Origin of the sequence: Streptomyces sp. CB03238, from assembly GCF_002099185.1 — a bacterium.
Lineage (GTDB): Bacteria > Actinomycetota > Actinomycetes > Streptomycetales > Streptomycetaceae > Streptomyces.
This window is the reverse complement of sequence record NZ_NBCN01000007.1, coordinates 157,727-176,065: the sequence shown is the minus strand read 5'-3', so window position 1 is coordinate 176,065 and position 18,339 is coordinate 157,727. Positions and strand designations below refer to the sequence as shown.

Here is an 18,339-nt window from a genome sequence, read left to right as displayed (position 1 = left end):
CGGGCCGCTCCCGCACAACGCGTCCTGGCCCGCCGACGCGGAACCCCCGGAGGGGCCGCACCGGCGGGCCAGGCGGGTATCGGCTCAGGCCGGTGCGGGACCGGCGGGGGCGGCTTCCGCCGCCTGCGGATCCGCCTCCTCGATCAGCTCCGACAGCGCCGCGCCGAGGCGGGCGAGGCTGCCGTACTTCCACAGCAGCGTCGGGCTCAACCGGAGGCCCAGCGCGGCCTCCAGCCGGTTCCGCAGCTCCAGCGACATCAGCGAGTCCATGCCGAGCGACCTCAGCGGTACGTCCCGGACCAGCCGGTCTGAGGAGAGGCGGAGCACCTGCGAGGCCTCGGTGCGCACCAGCTCCTCCACCAGCTCGCGCCGGTGCTCCGCGGGCACGTTCCACAGCCCGGTCTCGGCGGCCGGCCCGTCCGTCTGCGCCAGTTGCCGCCAGCTCGCCAGCGCCGCGGCGGCCGGATAGGTCTCCAGCCAGCGCTGCACGTCGAGCGCCACGTAGGCGACCACGTCCTCGTCCGCCTCGATGAACCGGCGCAGCGCCCGCCAGCACTCCTCGGCGGTCACGCTGCCCATGCCCCGGTCCGCGAGCCGGCCGCCGCGTGCCGCGTCGAGGGCCGCGAGGCCGATGCCGGCCACCGGCCCCCACTGCACGCTCAGGGCGGGCAGCCCGGCCCGGCGGCGCTCCTGCGCGAGCGTGTCCAGTCCGCTGTTGGCCGCGGCGTAGGAGGCCTGGCCCGCGGTGCCGACGAAGGCCGCCGCCGAGGAGAACAGCACGAACAGATCCAGCCCGTCGGCGGCGGTCAGTTCGTGCAGCACCCGGGAGCCGTCCGTCTTGGGACGCAGCACCCGGTCGGTGCCCGCGGGATCGAGCCGCTCCACGGTGGCGTCGTCCAGGACGCCCGCCGCGTGGAAGACCCCCCGCAGTGGCGGCATCGTCTCCCGGATCCGCGCCAGCACGGTGCTCATCCGCTGCCGGTCCGTCACGTCCGCGGACCACACCTCGACCTGGGTGCCGGTCGCGCGCAGCGCCTCGATCCGCTCGGGCTCACCCGGCTCCGACCGGCCGAGCAGCGCGATCGCGCCCGCGCCGGACGCGGCCAGGAACTCGGCCAGCGACATGCCGAGCGCACCGAGCCCACCGGTGATGAGATACGTGCCGCGCTCGCGGAAGCGCCCGCCGGGCAGTGGCTCGGGTGTCACAGCGGTGCCGTTCGACGGGTCGGTGAGCACGAGCTTCCCGATGTGTTCGCCCCGCGACATCGTGCGGAAGGCCGCCGGGGCCTCGGCGAACGGTGACGTCCGCACGGGAAGCGGTTCCAGCTCCCCGGCCCGCAGAAGCTCCCACACCGTGCCGAGCGCCCGGGTGAATCGCTCGGGGCGTCGCCGCAGCAGGCCGGCGATGTCCACGGCGCTCACGGAGACCGACTTCTTGAACGCGCCGAGCTCGACGGAGGTGCCGTCGTGGATGTCCCGCTTGCCGACCTCGACGAAGCGGCCGTCCTCGGCCAGTATCTCCAGGCCGAGCGGGATGGCCGCGCCCGACAGTGAGTTGAGTACGACGTCCACGCCGCGCCCTCCGGTCGCCTCGCGCACGCCCTCGGCCCAGTCCAGACCTCGTGAGTCGAAGACGTGCCGTACCCCGAGCGCGCGCAGATGCCGCCGCTTCTCCGGGGTGCCCGCGGTGGCGAGGACCTCGGCCCCGGCCCGCCGGGCTATCTGCAGGGCCGCCAGGCCGAGACCGCCGGTCGCGGAGTGGACGAGCACCGTCTCGCCGGGCTCCACCCGTGCCAGGTGGACGAGTGAGTACCAGGCGGTGACCATCACCATGGGCAGCGCTGCCGCCTCCGGCAGGCTCAGCCCGGCGGGCACCGGCAGCACCTGGCGCGCGTCCACCGTGATCTGCGAGGCGAGCGCCCCGAAGCCGCACGCCACCACTTGGTCGCCCACGGCGAGACCCGTGACCCCGGGCCCCACGGCCGCCACGGTGCCCGCGCATTCCAGGCCCAGCACATCGCGGTCCGGCGAGGTGTCCGGATACACCCCCAGCGCCTTCATCACATCGATGAAGTTGAGCGAGGCGGCGGCCACGTCCACCGTCACCTGCCCCTCCGCGGGTGGTGCCGGGTCCAGCGGCAGGGCACACAGCGAATCAAGGCTGCCCGCCCGGGAGACGCCCAGCCGGTAGGGCTGCGGGCCCGCGCTGGTGCGGTGCGGCGGGGGAGCGGCCGGTGTACCGCTGCGGACACGCTGCCCGACGAGGCGCTCGCCGCCCCGCAGGGCGACCCGGTCCTCGGTGGCACCGAGCTCCTCCAGCACCTCCGCGGAAAAGGCGTCCACCGTAATCAACCGGGCGCCGATATGCGGGTGTTCGGCCTGAAGGACGGCCACGTACCCGTCGTAGAGCCCAGCTCCCGCATCGCCCTCCCGTACCACCACCGTCAGCCGTACGGAGGGATTCTCGGCGAGGCAGCGGCGCACCAGCTCCGTCAGTTCCGCGAGCCCCTGCCGGCCGTCCTCGGGTGCGACGAAGACCACCGTGCCCGCCTCGGCCAGTTCCCGCGGACCGGTCACCTCCGGGAGCACGCCGGCACGCCCGCGTACGACCACCGGGCCCGGGTCTCCTGCTTCCCGGGGCTGCGCCGCGTACCGCATGCGGAACACGTTCCCGGCCAGGTCGTCCTCGTCCTCGCGGACCGGCAGATCCGCGAGGACCACGCCGTCGAGCTTGCCGACCAGTGCGTGCGAGGCGTCGAAGACCCGCAGATCGAAGCCCTTTTCGGTGCGCCGGGCGTGGACCCACAGCCCGGGTGCGTCGACCGCGTCGAGGGCCGCCGACCTGATCGCGACCGGCAGCGAGGGACCGTCGCTCACCACGAGGGCGGCCTGCAAGATTCCGTCCCAGAGCACCGGGTGCAGCGCCCCCTCCAGCCGCCCCGAGGGGCTGCCGGCCGGCAACTCCAGGCGGACCAGGGCCTCGCCCTCGCCGAGCCGGGCGCCGGTCACCGAGCGGAAGGCCGGCCCGTAGCCGAGATTCCGCGCCGAGCAGCGCCGGTAGAACTCCTCCGCTGACAGGCGGTCATTGTCGAGCAGATGGTCCGGAAAGGCCGCGTGGTCCAGCGGTGCGCCCCAGGAGGCCACCGCCCGGCAGTGCCGGGTCCAGCCGGTCTCGCCGCCCGAGGCCGCCGTCACGACCCCCGCCGAACCCGCGCCGGGGCGCCAGGTCACGCCGAGCCGCACCAGCTCCTCGCCCACGGTCAGCGCCGCCGGCAGTTCGACGTCGCGCAGCGCGAGGGGGCCCTCCGCCCGGTCGCGCAGGGCGTGTTGCAGCAGTGCCAGACAGCCGCCCGCGGGGAAGACCGCGGCGTCGTGCACGCGGTGGTCGGCCAGCCAGGGATGGTCCTGGACGGTGAGCCCGACGGAGTCCTCCCAGAGGCCGTTCGCTGTGGACGGGTTCAGCCGCAGTCCCAGCTGCCCGTCGTGCGAGGCGGGCCGCCGACGAGCCGGCACCCAGTAGCGCTCGCGCTGGAACGGATACGGCGGTGGCACCGCCGAGGGCCGCGCGGCAGGGCGCGGACCGTACGCGGGCAGCCCGGACACATACGCCTCGCCGAACGCCCGGACCAGGTCCTCGGGCCGCCCCTCGCCGCGGCGGAGCGTGCCCAGCACCACCGGCGGCTCGCCGCGGCCGTCGCCCAGCTGCCGCAGCGCCGTGCCGAGCCCCGGGTGCGGGCTGATCTCGACGAGGTGGCTGACGCCGTCGTCGAGCAGCTGATCCACGGCCTCGGCGAACCGCACCCTGCTCCGCAGGTTGGCTGCCCAGTACGCGGCGTCGGTCTCGGTGCCGTCGAGCCACTTCAGGCCGACGGTGGACAGCATCGGCGTGTGCGCGGTGCGGGGGACCACCGGGGCCAGCGCCTCGTGGATGGCCGGTCCGATCGCGTCCATCTGCGGGCTGTGCGACCCGTAGTCGACGTCGACCAGCCGGCAGAACACGTCGTCGGCCTCCAGGATCTCCTTCAGCAGAAGCACGGGGTCGGTATCTCCGGCCAGCACACAGGAGCGCGGCCCGTTGTGCACCGCCAGCTCGACCAGCCCCTCGAAGCCCGCGAGCGCCTGCCGCGCGGCGGCCGGATCCAGGTCGACGGCGAGCATCCTGCCCCGCCCGGCGACCCGCCGCAGCAGGCTGCTGCGCCTGCTCACCACCAGTGCACCGTCCGCCAGCGAGAGCGCACCGGCGACGGTGGCGGCGGCGATCTCACCCTGGCTGTGGCCGACGACGACATCGGGCCGTACGCCTGCCCGTTCCCAAGCCGCCGCCAGTGACACCGAGGTGGCCCACAGCGCGGGCTGCACCCGGTCCACGCCGACCAGCTCCGCGCGGCCGGTCACCAGGTCGCGTACGTCCCAGGAGACATGGAGGGAGAGCGCCTCGGCGCACCGGTCCATGGTCTCGGTGAAGGCGGCGTCGTGCCCATACAGTCCGGCGCCCATGCCCGCCCACTGCGCGCCCTGGCCCGGGAAGACGAACGCGACCTTGCCGGGTTCCCTGGCCCGGCCCGCCGCCGCCTCGGTGAGTCCGGGGCCGAGCAGGGCGCGGCGCTCCGGAAAGTGGTCGCGGTGCCAGGCGAGCGCCCACGCCGTCTCCCTGGCGGAGGCGCCGGCCCCCAGCTGCTCCTCGATCTGCTCGCCACGGCGGGCCAGCGCCTGCGTGGTGTGACCGCTCAGCGGGATTAGGAAGGGCTCGGCGGAAGGTTCCGCGGCCTCCGCCGCGGACTCCGCCCGGCCCGTCGCGGGCGGCAGCGCGACGACGGCGTGCGCGTTCGTCCCGCCCCAGCCGAAGGAGTTGACGCCGATCAGGCTGTCCGGCTCCAGCGGCAGCGGCTCCCTCGTCACGGCCAGGTTCAGCCCGTCGAAGTCGATGTCCGGGCTGAGCTCCTTGGCGTGCAGGCTCGCCGGCACGACGCCGTGCTCCAGCGCGAGCACCGCCTTGAAGAGCCCGGCCAGCCCTGCCGCCGGTTCCAGGTGGCCGATGTTGGTCTTCACCGAGCCGATGTGCAGCGGCCCGCCGGTTCGGGCCGTGCCCAGCACCTCCCCGAGCGCCCCCGCCTCCGCGGCGTCACCGCGCACGGTGCCCGTGCCGTGCGCCTCCACGTAGGCCAGCCGCTCGGACGGCACGCCGCCGGTGCGGTAGACCCGCCGCAGCAGCTCACGCTGCGCCTGCGGGTTAGGGGTGACCAGGCTCTGGCCGCCGCCGTCGTTGTTGACCGCGCTGGCGGCGATCACCGCGCGCACCCGGTCGCCGTCCCGCACGGCACGCTCGTACGACTTCAGGTAGACCGCGGCGACGCCCTCACCGCGCACGAAACCGTCGGCCCCCGCCCCGAAGGCGTGGCAGCGGCCGGTCGGCGACAGGCCGCCGAAGTGGCTCAGCCCGATGGTGACTTCTGGGGTCAGCATGAGGTTCGATCCGCCGACCAGTGCCGCGTCGACCTCACCGGACTTTAGCGCCTGGCAGGCCTGGTGGAGCGCCACCAGCGAGGAGGAGCAGCTGCTTTCGATGGTCAGGCTGGGGCCGGTCAGCCCCAGGAAGTACGAGAGCCGGGCCGAGAGGATGTCGAGCGAGTTGCCGACGATGCTGTGCTGGGTCGCGCCGGCGCCGCTGTCCTTGCGGAGCAGCTCGTAGTCGTGCCAGAGCCCGCCCACGTACACCCCGGTGCGCGAGCCGCGTAGCCCCGCCGCCACCTCGCCAGCGTCCTCCAGGGTATGCCAGACGGTCTCCAGCATCAGCCGCTGCTGAGGGTCCAGGACTTGGGCTTCGCGCGGTGATATACCGAAGAACTCGGCGTCGAATTCATCGACCCCGCCGATGAATCCACCGACCTTCTGTATGTCCCGTGTCGGATCGATCACCCGGTCCGGATCCCAGCGTTCCCGTGGCACCGGACCGACCGCGTCCCCACCTGTGACGAGCAGTTCCCAGAATGCTTCTAGATCCGGCGCCTGTGGGAATTTTCCTGCCATTCCCACAATGGCGACCAGATCAGCGGCGACAAGCTCGGATCGGGTGTTGCTCACAAAGCCCTCCTCTGAACCTCGCGTGAACTCGCGTAGGCGCGGTGGTAGTTGAAGAGCCCGGATGTTCTGACATGTCCGGCAGTGCTGCGGGCGTGGCCGACGTGCCACACCCCAGGTTAGGAGCGCAGGCCAAAGCACCGCTAAAGCCCGGCTAACCGGCCGCGCCGGTCGGAGCAGGGCGGGTCACTCCGTGATCATGCCGCTGACCTGCAGACTTTGATCCGATCGCCGGGCGGGTGGCGTCTTTGCCGATACGGTCCGCGACCTGCGTCCTCGCAGGTCGCGACCATGGGCGCGGGACAGAGGCGCAGCAGGGCCCGTGGGTTCCGCGGGCATCGGTGCGAAGGCGGCTCGATCGCCACTTGGCCGTCCTTCCGTGCGGTAGCGTTTTCGGTTGCGCCTGCAGCATTTCCGGGATCAGGCACCGCCGATCGGAGAGTGATGATTCATCGCACGGGCAGTTCTTCCGAGCCTCTTGCCGACCGGGCCCCCGTGGTGGAGTCGGTATGCGACCCGGAATTGGTCCGACGCCTCGTCGCCGACGTGTGTGGGAGTGGTTCCACATTCCGTCTGAGCCCTTTCGATGAGCGGAAGATCGCCGATATACCTGAGTCCTCAACGGACGATGTCCTGCGCGCATTCGCGGGTGCCCGAAAGGCACAGGAGGAGTGGGCGGCCGTCCCGGTGCGGCGCCGGGCGCAGGTGTTGCTGCGGCTCCACGACCTCCTGCTCGCGCGCCAGGAGGAGATCCTGGACCTCGTCCAGTTGGAGACCGGGAAGACGCGGCTGCACGCGCTGGAGGAGGTCCTCGCGGCGGCCGTGGTGGTCCGCCACTACGGCCGTACGGCGCACTCCTATCTCAGGCCGCGGCGCCGCGGAGGGGCGATCCCCGGGATCACCAGGACGGTGCAGGTGCGCCATCCGGTGGGGGTGGTCGGCCAGATCGTGCCGTGGAACTATCCGCTCGCGCTCACCGTCAGCGACGCGCTGCCGGCACTCGCGGCCGGGAACGCGGTGGTGACCAAGCCCGACACCCAGTCGGCGCTGAGCACGCTGTGGGTCCGCGAGCTCCTGGTGGAGGCGGGTTTGCCGCAGGAGGTGTGGTGCACCGTCATAGGCGAGGGCCCCGTGGTCGGCCGCGCCGTGGTGGAGCACGCGGACTACGTCTGCTTCACCGGCTCCACCCGCACGGGGCGCGAGGTCGGCCGGCGGGCGGCCGACCGGCTCGTCGGCTGCTCGCTCGAACTCGGTGGCAAGAACGCCATGGTCGTGTTCGAGGACGCGGACCTCGACCGGGCGGTGGACGGAGCGCTCCGGGGCTGCTTCGCCTCGGCCGGACAGCTGTGCATGTCCATCGAGCGGCTCTACCTGCACGAAGCCGTGGCGGCGGACTTCCTCGCCGCCTTCGCGGAGCGGACGGCGGCGCTGCGGCTCGGCGCGGACCTCGCGTACGGGCCGGACATGGGCTCGCTCGTCTCCCACCAGCAGCTGAGGACCGTACGGGAACACGTGGAGGACGCGGTGGCGAAGGGTGCCGAGGTGCTCGCCGGCGGGCGCCCGCGGCCGGACCTCGGCCCGCTGTTCCACGAACCCACCGTCCTGACCGGGGTGGACGCCTCCATGCGGGTCTTCGCCGAGGAGACCTTCGGACCCGTCGTCTCGGTCTACCGGTTCGCCGACGAGAGCGAGGCCGCCGCCCTCGCCAACGGCACTGACTACGGCCTCAACGCGAGCGTCTGGACGAGGGACGGGGCTCGCGGCCGTGCCTTCGCCGCCCTGCTGCGGACCGGCATGGTGAATGTGAACGAGAGCTATGCCTCCGCCTTCGGGAGCGTCGGGTCCCCGATGGGCGGCCGGAAGAGCTCGGGGCTGGGCCGCCGACACGGGGCGGAGGGCATCCAGCGCTTCACCGAGTCGCAGACCATCGCCCAGCAGCGGCTGGTGCCCATGGCGCCCTTCGCCCTCGGCCCGCTCAGGGTCGAGGGTTACGCGGCTTTCATGACGAGCAGCTTGCGCCTGCTGAAGCGGCTACGGCTGCGCTGACGGCAGCGCCGCGTCATCGGCGCGCCGCCCGGGTGTTCACCAGCGCACGGGCAGCCGTCGCACGCCCCGGATCAGCAGCCCGGGACGCCAGTCGAGGGCCGCCGGATCGGTGTCCAGGGTCAGCCCGGGGCAGCGCTCCAGCAGGGTGCGGATGGCGACACGGGCCTCCAGCCGCCCCAGCGGGGCGCCGATGCAGTAGTGGACGCCGTGGCCGAAGGCGAGGTGGGACTGGGGGGAGCGGTGGATGTCGAAACTGTCGGGGAGCGGGAAGCGGGACGGGTCGCGGTCAGCGGCGGCGAGCACCACCCGCACGATCGCACCCGCGGGGATCACCGTCCCGGCGAAGTCGATGTCCACCTCGGTAAAGCGGAAGGTGGACGTCTCGACCGGGCCGTCGTACCGGAGCATCTCCTCCACGGCGTCGTCGAGGAGCGAGAAGTCGGCCTGCAGAGCGGCCTGTTGTGCGGGATGCCGGAGCAGGGAGAGCAGGCCGCCGGAGATCAGATTGGCGGTGGTCTCCTGTCCCGCCACCAGCAGGAGGAACGCCATGGCGATCAGCTCGTCGCGGGAGAGCCGGTCACCGTCCTCGGCCCGGGTCCGGATAAGGGCGCTGAGCAGGTCGTCGGCCGGCGCGGAGGCCCGCTTGTCCTCGATCAGCTCGTCGAGGTACGTCTCCATGGCGGCGACCGCGGACGCCGCGGACTCCGGGCCGGTCGGCGCCACGAAGTCGTTGGACCAGGTGCGGAACGCGTCGCGGTCCAGCTCGGGAACGCCGAGCAGCTCGCAGATCACGGTCATCGGCAGCGGGAAGGCGAGGGCGTCCACCAGGTCCGCCCGCCGCTCCGGCTTCGCCACCAGCGCATCGACCAGCTCGTCGGTGAGCTGCTGGATGCGGGGCTCGAGCGAGGCCATCCGCCGGGCGGTGAATGCCTTGGACACCAGCTGCCGCAGCCGGGTGTGGTCCGGCGGGTCGGTCTCCAGCAGGTTGGCGTCGATCGGCGACACCCGGCCGCCGTTCGCATTGGGCCGGGACTTGCGGCGCCAGTCCTTGTGCAACCGGGGATCGGTGAGCGCGGCTCGGACGGCGTCGTACCCGACGATCAGCCACTGCTCACCCTCGTCCGTCAGCACCCGGTGCACGGGGCCGCGCTCGCGCAGCTTGGCGTAGAGCGGGTAGGGATCGGCGGTGAACTCGGCGCCGTGCGCGGTGAGATCCACGATATTGGTCATGGGGAGCACTCCAGGTGAAGGGGGTGGGTTGCGGCGGGAAGCCGGCATGTCCCGTTGTCGATCGGAGGATGGGGTGAGGGGCTGCCTGACCGAGCGCGACGGCGCGCCGGGCAGGACCACGCAGCCGAGGTGTGAAGGAGGCCGCCCACGCGCCCGTCGGCGGATCAGCACGATTCCGCCACTGCGGGGGCAGGGCCCGGAGCCGGTCGGTCACGTGCGGCGGCCGGGGAGAAGCGGCGGCAGCGAGCATCGCTTTCCGGTGTGCTCATCGGAAATGATCGTACGAGCACGGGGCCGCCGCTGCTTCGCACCTCCGCAAGGGCCGACCCTATCCGCAGGTACCCAAAGCGATTTCAAGCCCAAAACCAGCACTCGGGAACGCGGGACTCCGGAAACTATGGATCCTGGGCCGGCTGTGCACCTTTGCCTGCCGGTAAAATGTTGTGCATCGTCCGGTAAAATCTCGTGCGCCGGACGGCTACCAGGAGTTCTTCAGCCGGCTCGCGAAAGAGCGGGTGCCGCATCAAGATCCGGATCGCGCACCAGGATCGATTGATGCAGTCGCTTAATTCGCGCACCGGGTTCCAGGCCGAGCTCACGGACGAGCGCGTCGCGAACCTTGTGATATGTATGAAGCGATTCCGATACCCGGCCGCTCCGGTATAGCGAGAGCATGAGCTGGGAATGGACGTCCTCCCACAGGGGATATTCCGCCACCAGTCCGCGGAGCTCGCTGATGATGCCCGCGTGCCGGCCGAGCTGCAGTTCCATGGCGATGCGCTGCTCCAGGGCGTCGATACGCTTTTCGTCCAAATGCCGGGCGAAATTCTCGAAGGCCGGGAGGCCTCGCAGATCCGCCAGAGCGGGGCCGCGCCACAGGTCGCACGCGGTCCGCCAGTACTCCAGCGCCTCGTTCGTACGGCCGGCCGCGGCGGTCGACTTGGCCAGGCTGACCTGCAGCTCGAAGGCGAGGAGGTCCAGCTCCGAGGTCTCCAGCTCCAGCACGTAGCCGGGCGGCCTGCTGACCAGCCGGGCGGCGAGTCCCGCGTGGGCCTCAAGGTGCTTGCGGAGTTTGGAGACGTATACCTGGAGCGCCGTGCGTGCCGTGCGCGGGGGGTTTCCCGACCAGAGGGCGTTGATGATGAAATCCCTGGGGACGACCGTTCCTGACTTCACGCAGAGCAATGCCAAAAGGGATCTTATCTTCGCGGGCCGGGGTGTGATCGGGCAGATGCCTTTGGTGATTTCCACCGGACCCAACACCTGGAACTGAACATGTGCGGTGCCCATTTTCCCCCGTCTCGTTCGGCTGCTGGCAGCTGACCGACATTCCATGCTGCCAGAGGGAAGTGGTCTGAACAACCCCTAGCTAGGGGCCGTTTTCAAGAGCGGGTCGAGATCGACGGGTTCACCCGGAGACTCGGGGGCTCGGTGAGGTAAAAGCCTGTCAGTTCCCTGTGGAAGTGCTCTGCCGAACCGAACGGGTCCGGAGTGTTCTCGACTGCCGAGATGGAGGTTGGTCCTGATTGCCGGAGTTCGGCCGGATGGCGGCCTCCGACCTAATTTCTGGGGCCACGGAAATGCGGAATAGTTGGTTCCGATAATTTGTCGGCAGTGCGGAGCTCAAGGTTTCCTCAATCTCCTTGTCGCCTGCACGGATGGTGGGTAGATTGCGACCATGCTAGATCGTATGTTCGATTGGGGGGCATCCCAACCGCCTCGCGGAGTAGGGGGTGAGGTGCGGGCTTCAGTCGTGCATGTGCCAGGGCAGGCGTCCGCAAGGCGATGCCCGGATGCCGACGGCGCCGGCCGGGGCCGGGGCCGAGCTGGTCGAGAGAGCTCGACGCGGCCGGCCGGACTCCTCGGGGCGGGGTGGCGGCCGAGCGCGTGGCGGTTTCGGGGGAGGGAGGCGAGGTGCCCCGGGGTGGAAGCGGAACGCGGCCCCGTGGCCAAGTCACCAGGATAGGTTGATCAGCGTTCCAGGCTTTGCGAAGACACGGGGGCAAGCAACTTGATGGATCTGTTGGACCGAACACGGGCTTGGCCAGTCCTCAGGAACATGTTCACGCAGGCGGAAGGCGGCGACGGCCGGGCCGTGCTCGTCACCGGCGCGCACGGAATGGGCAAGACGACCCTGCTCCGCGACATCCAGACCCATGCCGAAGCATTAGGAGCGGTGCTCCTCACCGGTGTCGCCTCGCGCGCGGAGCGGGACGTGCCCATGGGGGTGATAGGCCAGTTGACCGGGGCCAGAGGGCTGCCGTCCGGCCAGGCGGCGGAGCTGGACCGGCTGTTGGAGGCCGCGCGACGGTTTCCGGCCGAATGCTGGGACTCCTCGTGCCTCCCGCCCTCCCAGGTGATCCGGGTGATCGACTCGATCCACGGGGTGATCCGGCAGCTGGCCGAGAGGGCGTTCGTCGTCATCACGGTCGACGACGTCCACGAGATCGACCCGGCCTCCTTGCACTGTCTGCTGTACGGGATACGGCGGGTGGGGCGCTCGCGGGTCCTCGTCGTCCTGGGCGAGCGCACCGAAGTACCGGAGGCCACCTCCACCCTGACGACCGAGTTCGTCCGGAACCTCCGGTGCGCCCTGGTCCATCTGACGCCGCTGTCCAAGGAGTGCGTCACGTCCGCGATCGCGTACCAGGAGGTCTGCTCGGAGAGTGCTCTCGGGGCGGTGACCGCCTGGCAGGGCGTCTCGGGTGGCAACCCGCTTCTGTTGCAGGCCCTGCTGACGGACAGGCAGGCGTCCGCGGCGGAGGGGCGGGGGTCCGACCCCGTCACGGGCAAGGCATTCGGACTGGCGGTCCAGTACCTGGTCGGCCAGGTGAGCGAGCCGGTCCGGCGCATCGCGCACGGTCTCGCCCTGCTGGGCACGGCGGCCACGTCGGCACTGGTCGAGCGGCTGATGGACGTGGACGCCGGTGGTGTCACACGCGCGATGGGTGTCCTGGACGCCATCGGCCTGACCGGCCAGGGGCAGTTCAACGCGGCAGCCGCCCGGACGACGGTGCTCGCGGACATGGCCCCAGCGTGCCGCGTCGCACTGCACCGCAAGGCCGCCCGCCTGCTGTACGAGGACGGGGCCGCGTCGGCGGTGGTCGCCAGCCATCTGGTCGCGGGCGGCCCTGTGGAGGAGAGCTGGGCGCTCCCCACCCTGCTGCACGCGGCCGACCAGGCCCTTCGCACCAACGACGCGCAAGGCGCCAGGACGCTGCTGCGGGCCGCGCGCGAAGCGTGCAGCGACGATCGGCAGCTGGCCGCGATCCGCGCAGAGCTCGTCCAGGCGGAATGGGAGATGAACCCCGGCGCGGTCCGCCACCAGCTCGACAGGATGCTGGACGACCACCGGAGCGGCCTTCTCGACCCGCGCCACAGCCTGCGGCTGGTCGCCCACCTGCTGTGGCAGGGCCGACCCCGGGCCGCCGAGGAGGTGTGCTCCGATCTCGATGCCGCCGAGGACCGGCTGGAGGGAGAGTCCAGGACCCGCCTGGAGACTCTGCGGATCTGGTTCGCGTACGTCTATCCAGCTCTGGGAGCGCGCTACGCCGAAGGTGCCGCGCCCGGCGGTTCGGCGCCGGCCCCGTTCTTCGGAGCGGCGGACCCGGAGTCGGAGGGGGCGCTGCTTCTGCGCACCCTGCGGTCCGAGGGGCCGGTCAGCGGTGTCGCCGAGACCGCCGCGCGGCTCCTGCAGGGGCTGTCCCTGCAGGACCCCTCCATGGCGGCCGTGGGCGCGGCCCTGACCTCCCTGTTCGACGCCGCGTGGCTCGACGAGGCCGCCGAGTGGTGCGACCTGCTCTACCGCGACGCCGACCACCGGTCGCCCACGGTCCGGGCGATCCTCGCCGCGGCCAGCGCCGCGGTGGAGACCCGGCTCGGGAACTTCGAGCTCGCCAGGCGGCGGGCCGACGAGGCGCTGAGCCTGCTGAGCCCGGCGGCATGGGGGATCGCCTTGTGCATCCCCCTGTCCGCCAAGGTGCTGGCGTGCACGGCACAGGGGGACCGGGAAGGCGCCGCCGAATGCTTCAGGATCCCCTTGCCCGAGGCCCTGTTCGAGACGGTTCCGGGGCTGCAGTATCTCAAGGCGCGCGGCAGGTACCACCTGTCGGTCTGTCGGTATCAAGCCGCCCTCGGTGACTTCTACGCGTGTCGTGACCTGATCGCCGCGTGGAAGCTCAACTCCTCCGTGTCGCTGGACTGGCAGGTGTACGCCGCCAAGGCGCTGACCGGGCTCGGGCATCAGGAAGAGGCCGAACGGCTGCTCCGGGACTGGCACTCGAAGCAGGAGACGGTGAGCCGGTCACCGCGCGAGCGAGCGGTGTCGTCGCTCGAACGGTTCGGCGGCGGCAGGTGTGTGACGGTCCCGACGCGGGCGTTGAAGGAGGGGGAGCGGGAACGGGCACGGTCCAGGACGGTCCTGCGGGACGGCCCGCACCTCGCGGACGGGCTGGGCAACCGGCGCGTCGAGGTCCTCAGCCGTGCCGAGCAGCGGGTCGCCATGCTGGCGTCCCAGGGCCGCACCAACCGGAAGATCGCCGAGGAGCTGTTCGTGACGACGAGCACGGTGGAGCAGCACCTGACACGGACGTACCAGAAGCTCGGGGTCCGGGGCCGGTCGGACCTTTCCCCGATCATGGGTTTGCTGACGAGCGGGAAACCGGCCCGGAGCGGTCCCTAGCCCGGGCCGGGCCCGCCCGGTGGGAGAGCCGGGGCCACAAAGGCCCCGGCTCTCCCTCCCTACTACGGCCAGCAGCGGAACCCCTGGCCGCTCTTGCGGCCGAGAGCGCCGCCGACGACCAGCTCTTCGAGCATGGGCGGCACCGCGAAGTCCGGTGCGGAGAACTCCGCCCGCAGACGCCGCATGATCGCCAGCGAGACGTCGAGGCCGATGCTGTCCAGCAGGGTGAACGGGCCCATCGGATATCCGAATCCCTGCTCCAGGGCGGTGTCGGTCTCCTCGATCAAGCTGTCGTGGCGGTCCAGCAGCCGGACGGCGTCACCGAGGTAGGGGAAGAGCAGGTAATTCACGATGAAGCCGGCCCGGTCCCCGCACTCGACCGTGGTCTTGCCGAGCCGGGCGCAGAAGGCCCGAGCGGCTGCGACGCTCTCCTCGCCGGTCGTGGACGTACGGGACAGCTCGACCAACCGCATCGCGGGCGCCGGGTTGAAGAAGTGCAGTCCCAGCACGTCCTGGTGCCGTCCGGACGCGTCCGCGCAGGCCGCGACCGAGAGGCTGGACGTGGTGGTCGCCAGCAGCGCGCCCGGCCGGCACACCTCGCCCAGCCGGGCGAAGACGGCCTGCTTGACGGGTAGTTCCTCCGCCGTCGCTTCGATCACCAGGTCGCAGTCGCCCAGCGCTGAGAGGCCCTCGGCGCTCTCGATCAGTCCCAGCGCCGCCGCCCTGCGGTCGGGCGTGACCCTGCCGCGGCGCACGGAACGGGTCAGCGAGGCGCCGATCGCCTCCACCGCCGCGTCCGCCTTCTCCCGGCTGCGGGCCACCAGCACGGTCGGCAGTCCGGCCGCCGCGGTGACTTCCGCGATGCCGCGGGCCATTGTGCCCGAGCCCGCGACACCGACACGCAGGATGTCCGCGGTGCCCGCACCGCCGCCTTCGCGGACGGCGTCCGTCGGGGACGGGGTCCGCACCGCGCCCTCGGCCGCGTCGGCCTCGTCGTACGTGTAGAAGCCCTGTCCGCTCTTCCTGCCCAGCGCCCCGGCGTCGGCCAGTGACCCGAGCAGCGGTGCGGGGCGGAAGGTGTCGTCACCGGTGCGCTGCCACCGGTCGGTGAGCGCCGCGTGCACATGATCCAGGCCCAGTTCGTCCAGGAGCTGCAAGGGCCCGAGCGGTAGCCCGCAGCCGAGCCGCATCGCGGCGTCGACGGCGTCCCGGTCGGCGTATCCGTCCTCGATCATGGCCACGGCGCGGTTGAGGAAGCGGTACACCAGGCCCACCGCGTCGTCGCCCGCGCGTGCGCCGACCGTCGCGGGGGTCAGTCCGAGCGATGCCGTCAGACCTTCGAGCACACCGACGGCTTCGGTGCAGCTCATGGCCGTGGCCACCAGCTCGACGGCGCCCCCGGCCCCGGGCGGCCGAAGAAAGCGCAGCGCCAGGGTCCGGTCCGGCCTTCCGGAGGCGGAGGCGATGCGCACGAGGGGGAGTGCGGCGGTGGTGCTGACGAGGACCGTGTGCGGTGCGCACAGCGAGGCGGCCCGGCGGAGGGTATCGGTCTTCACCGCCAGGTCCTCCTGCACGGCTTCGACGACGACGTCTGCCCGGGCCACTTCCGCCAGGTCGGTCGTCAGCAGCCAGTCTCCGCCGTCCAGCCCGTCCGCTGCCGCGGACTTCATCCGACGGTCCACGCGCGCCAGGACGTCGGGATCGCTCTCGACACCGACGACGTCATGACCGGCCGCGCGCACCGCGCGCAGCAGGGGCTCTCCCACCGATCCGAGCCCCACGATGCCTACCACTGAAGGGTTCATCGCCCTGCCTTCTCTTCCCTCTGGTCCGCCGGCGCCGTGCGGAAGCGGTTGATGGCGTCGATGTGCTTCTCGCGCAGTTCTTCGTCGCGCACGCCCAGGCCCTCGCGGGGGGCGAGGGCGAGGACGCCGACCTTGCCCTGGTGGAGGTTGCGGTGGACGTCGTACGCGGCCTGGCCGGTGTCCTCGAGCGAGTAGACCTTGGAGAGGGTGGGGTGGATCTTGCCCTTGGCGATGAGGCGGTTGGCCTCCCAGGCTTCGCGGTAGTTGGCGAAGTGCGAGCCGATGATCCGCTTGAGGGACATCCACAGGTAGCGGTTGTCGTACTCGTGGTTGTAGCCCGAGGTCGAGGCGCAGGTGACGATGGTGCCGCCCTTGCGGGTGACGTACACGCTGGCGCCGAAGGTCTCGCGGCCCGGGTGCTCGAAGACGATGTCCACGTCCTCGCCGCCGGTCAGCTCACGGATGCGCTTTCCGAACCGCTTCCACTCGCGCGGGTCCTGGTTGTGCTCGTCCTTCCAGAACGTGTAGCCCTCGGCGTCGCGGTCGATGACCGCCTCGGCTCCCATCGCCCGGCAGATCTCCGCCTTCTGGCCGGAGGACACGACGCAGACCGGGTTGGCGCCGCCCGCGAGCGCGAGCTGGGTGGCGTAACTGCCGAGTCCGCCGCTCGCGCCCCAGATCAGGACGTTGTCGCCCTGCTTCATGCCGGCGCCGTTGCGCGAGACGAGCTGGCGGTATGCGGTGGAGTTGACCAGGCCGGGGGCCGCGGCCTCCTCCCAGCTGAGGTGCTTCGGCTTGGGCATCAGCTGGTTCGACTTGACGAGTGCGATCTCCGCGAGGCCGCCGAAGTTGGTCTCGAAGCCCCAGATCCGCTGCTCGGGGTCGAGCATCGTGTCGTTGTGGCCGTCACTCGATTCGAGCTCGACGGACAGGCAGTGCGCGACGACCTCGTCGCCCGGGTTCCAGGCCTGGACCCCAGGACCGGTGCGCAGCACGACGCCCGCGAGGTCGGAGCCGATGACGTGGTAGGGCAGATCGTGACGAGCGGCCAGTTCACTGCGCCGGGCGTAGCGCTCCAGGAATCCGAACGTCGCGACCGGCTCGAAGATCGAGCTCCAGACGGTGTTGTAGTTGACGGAACTGGCCATCACCGCCACGAGAGCCTCGCCGGGGCCGAGTTCGGGCACCGGGACCTCGTCGACGTGCAGGGACTTGCGCGGGTCCTTCTCCCCAGAGGCCATCCCGGTGAACATGCCGACGTCCTCCTTGCGCAGGACGACCGCCCGATAACTTTCCGGCATGCGGAGGGATGTGAAATCCCTCGATGTCGCATCGCCTGCAAGAACAGTATCGATGACTTCCTTCACGTGATTTCCTCGAAAAATAGGAGCCGCCGAAAAGAGTGTGCGCCGGCACGGAAGCCTAGGCAGGCACTCCCGGGCGGATAACCCCTGTTCCACGATCTCGGCGACATCGTGGAGACCCCCAAAAAACAGGGGGGCCGGTGCGGAGTAGGGGTTCGCCCGGCGGTCGCCCCGGAGACCTAAGGGGACCTCACCGCCGCGGTGCTTTTTATGGGTTGTCCGTTCCGGCGGGCTCCGGCATCGTCCCACTGTGACCGCAATTCGTGGTCCGTTGTTCGGCACCACCAAATCCGACGGAGGGACGAATGGTGCGTTTGCGTGTCTTGGGGCCGCTGGAGCTCGTCGACGCCGACCGCGCGGTCACGCCGCAGCCCATGAAGATCAGGTCGGTCCTGGCCCTGCTCTGCGTGCACGCAGGGACGGTCGTCTCCCGGGAAAGTCTGGTCGAGGCGCTCTGGGCGGGCCACCCGCCGAGGACCGCCCGCACCGCTCTGCAGGTCTACGTGTCGAAGCTGCGTAAATACCTCGATGAGTACGGCGGGCTCGCGGACCGGCTGATCACCAAGCCGCACGGCTACGTGCTGGAGGTGCTGTCCGGTGAGCTCGATCTGCATGAGTTCGACCGGCACTTCCGGCAGGCCCGGGCGGCCACGGCTGAGGGGCGTCAGGAAGAGGCACTGGTCAGCCTTCATGCCGCCCATGCCCTGTGGCGCGGTGGTGCCCTGGCGGACCTCCGCGGGCTGCCGACGTTCGACAACCTCGCCCGGCAGCTGGACGAGCGGCGCATCGAGGTCCTGGAGCGGCGGATCGACATCCAGCTGAGCCTGGGGCGGCACAAGAGCGTCGTGGCGGAGCTCTACGGCCTCGTCGGCGAACACCCGACCTGGGAGACCGCCCACGCGCAGCTCATGCTCGCCCTGTACCGCAGCGGACGCGTCGCCCAGGCGCTGGAGGCGTACCGCCGCGTCCGCGATTCGCTGGTTCGCGAGCTCGGGCTGGAACCCGGCGAGCGGCTCCGGCTCCTGCACACGGCAATCCTGGCGAGGGACCCCTCACTGGAGTCGCACCGGGTTCTGTCGACCGCCTACTGATTAGCGGAATTTTAGCGGGATCAATCGTACCCACTGTTACCTTC

General features: G+C 71.1%; 8 protein-coding genes. 3 read left to right on the top strand and 5 right to left on the bottom strand.

The window, feature by feature from the left end:
• Nucleotides 1–84: 84 nt before the first annotated feature.
• Nucleotides 85–6,081 (bottom strand): type I polyketide synthase, encoded by a 5,997-nt coding sequence (locus BKD26_RS13915; RefSeq protein WP_206603685.1) that lies wholly within the window; start codon nucleotides 6,079–6,081, stop codon nucleotides 85–87.
• Between the two features lie 441 nt (nucleotides 6,082–6,522).
• Between BKD26_RS13915 and BKD26_RS13910 the strand changes: the two genes are divergently transcribed.
• Nucleotides 6,523–8,124, top strand: a complete 1,602-nt coding sequence (locus tag BKD26_RS13910) for a succinic semialdehyde dehydrogenase (protein WP_084898144.1) — start codon at nucleotides 6,523–6,525, stop codon at nucleotides 8,122–8,124.
• A 36-nt stretch (nucleotides 8,125–8,160) separates the two neighbouring features.
• Here the strand turns inward: BKD26_RS13910 and BKD26_RS13905 are convergent, their stop codons facing one another.
• Both BKD26_RS13905 and BKD26_RS13900 read right to left on the bottom strand, forming a co-directional pair.
• The gene (locus BKD26_RS13905) at nucleotides 8,161–9,354 is read right to left on the bottom strand and encodes a cytochrome P450 (RefSeq protein ID WP_084898143.1); all 1,194 of its coding nucleotides are present in this window, start codon (nucleotides 9,352–9,354) and stop codon (nucleotides 8,161–8,163) included.
• Between the two features lie 492 nt (nucleotides 9,355–9,846).
• Nucleotides 9,847–10,644, bottom strand: coding sequence for an AfsR/SARP family transcriptional regulator (locus BKD26_RS13900; RefSeq protein ID WP_179166527.1), 798 nt, complete (start codon nucleotides 10,642–10,644; stop codon nucleotides 9,847–9,849).
• Between the two features lie 769 nt (nucleotides 10,645–11,413).
• Between BKD26_RS13900 and BKD26_RS13895 the strand changes: the two genes are divergently transcribed.
• Nucleotides 11,414–14,035 carry a LuxR family transcriptional regulator gene (locus BKD26_RS13895; RefSeq protein ID WP_206603684.1) on the top strand — a complete coding sequence of 874 codons (2,622 nt, stop codon included), beginning with the start codon at nucleotides 11,414–11,416 and terminating at the stop codon, nucleotides 14,033–14,035.
• 62 nt (nucleotides 14,036–14,097) lie between these two features.
• On the opposite strand, the gene BKD26_RS13890 is transcribed toward BKD26_RS13895, so the two are convergent.
• A complete protein-coding gene (locus BKD26_RS13890) occupies nucleotides 14,098–15,840 on the bottom strand; it encodes a 3-hydroxyacyl-CoA dehydrogenase family protein (RefSeq protein ID WP_241518641.1) in 1,743 nt (580 codons plus the stop codon).
• Nucleotides 15,837–17,207: a crotonyl-CoA carboxylase/reductase gene (gene ccrA / locus BKD26_RS13885; protein WP_084898139.1), complete on the bottom strand. Its 1,371-nt coding sequence runs from the start codon at nucleotides 17,205–17,207 to the stop codon at nucleotides 15,837–15,839. The genes BKD26_RS13890 and ccrA overlap by 4 nt, the downstream gene beginning before the upstream one ends.
• A 302-nt stretch (nucleotides 17,208–17,509) precedes the next feature.
• On the opposite strand from ccrA, the gene BKD26_RS13880 reads away from it, so the two are divergent.
• The gene (locus BKD26_RS13880) at nucleotides 17,510–18,295 is read left to right on the top strand and encodes an AfsR/SARP family transcriptional regulator (RefSeq protein WP_084898138.1); all 786 of its coding nucleotides are present in this window, start codon (nucleotides 17,510–17,512) and stop codon (nucleotides 18,293–18,295) included.
• The last annotated feature ends 44 nt before the right edge of the window (nucleotides 18,296–18,339 follow it).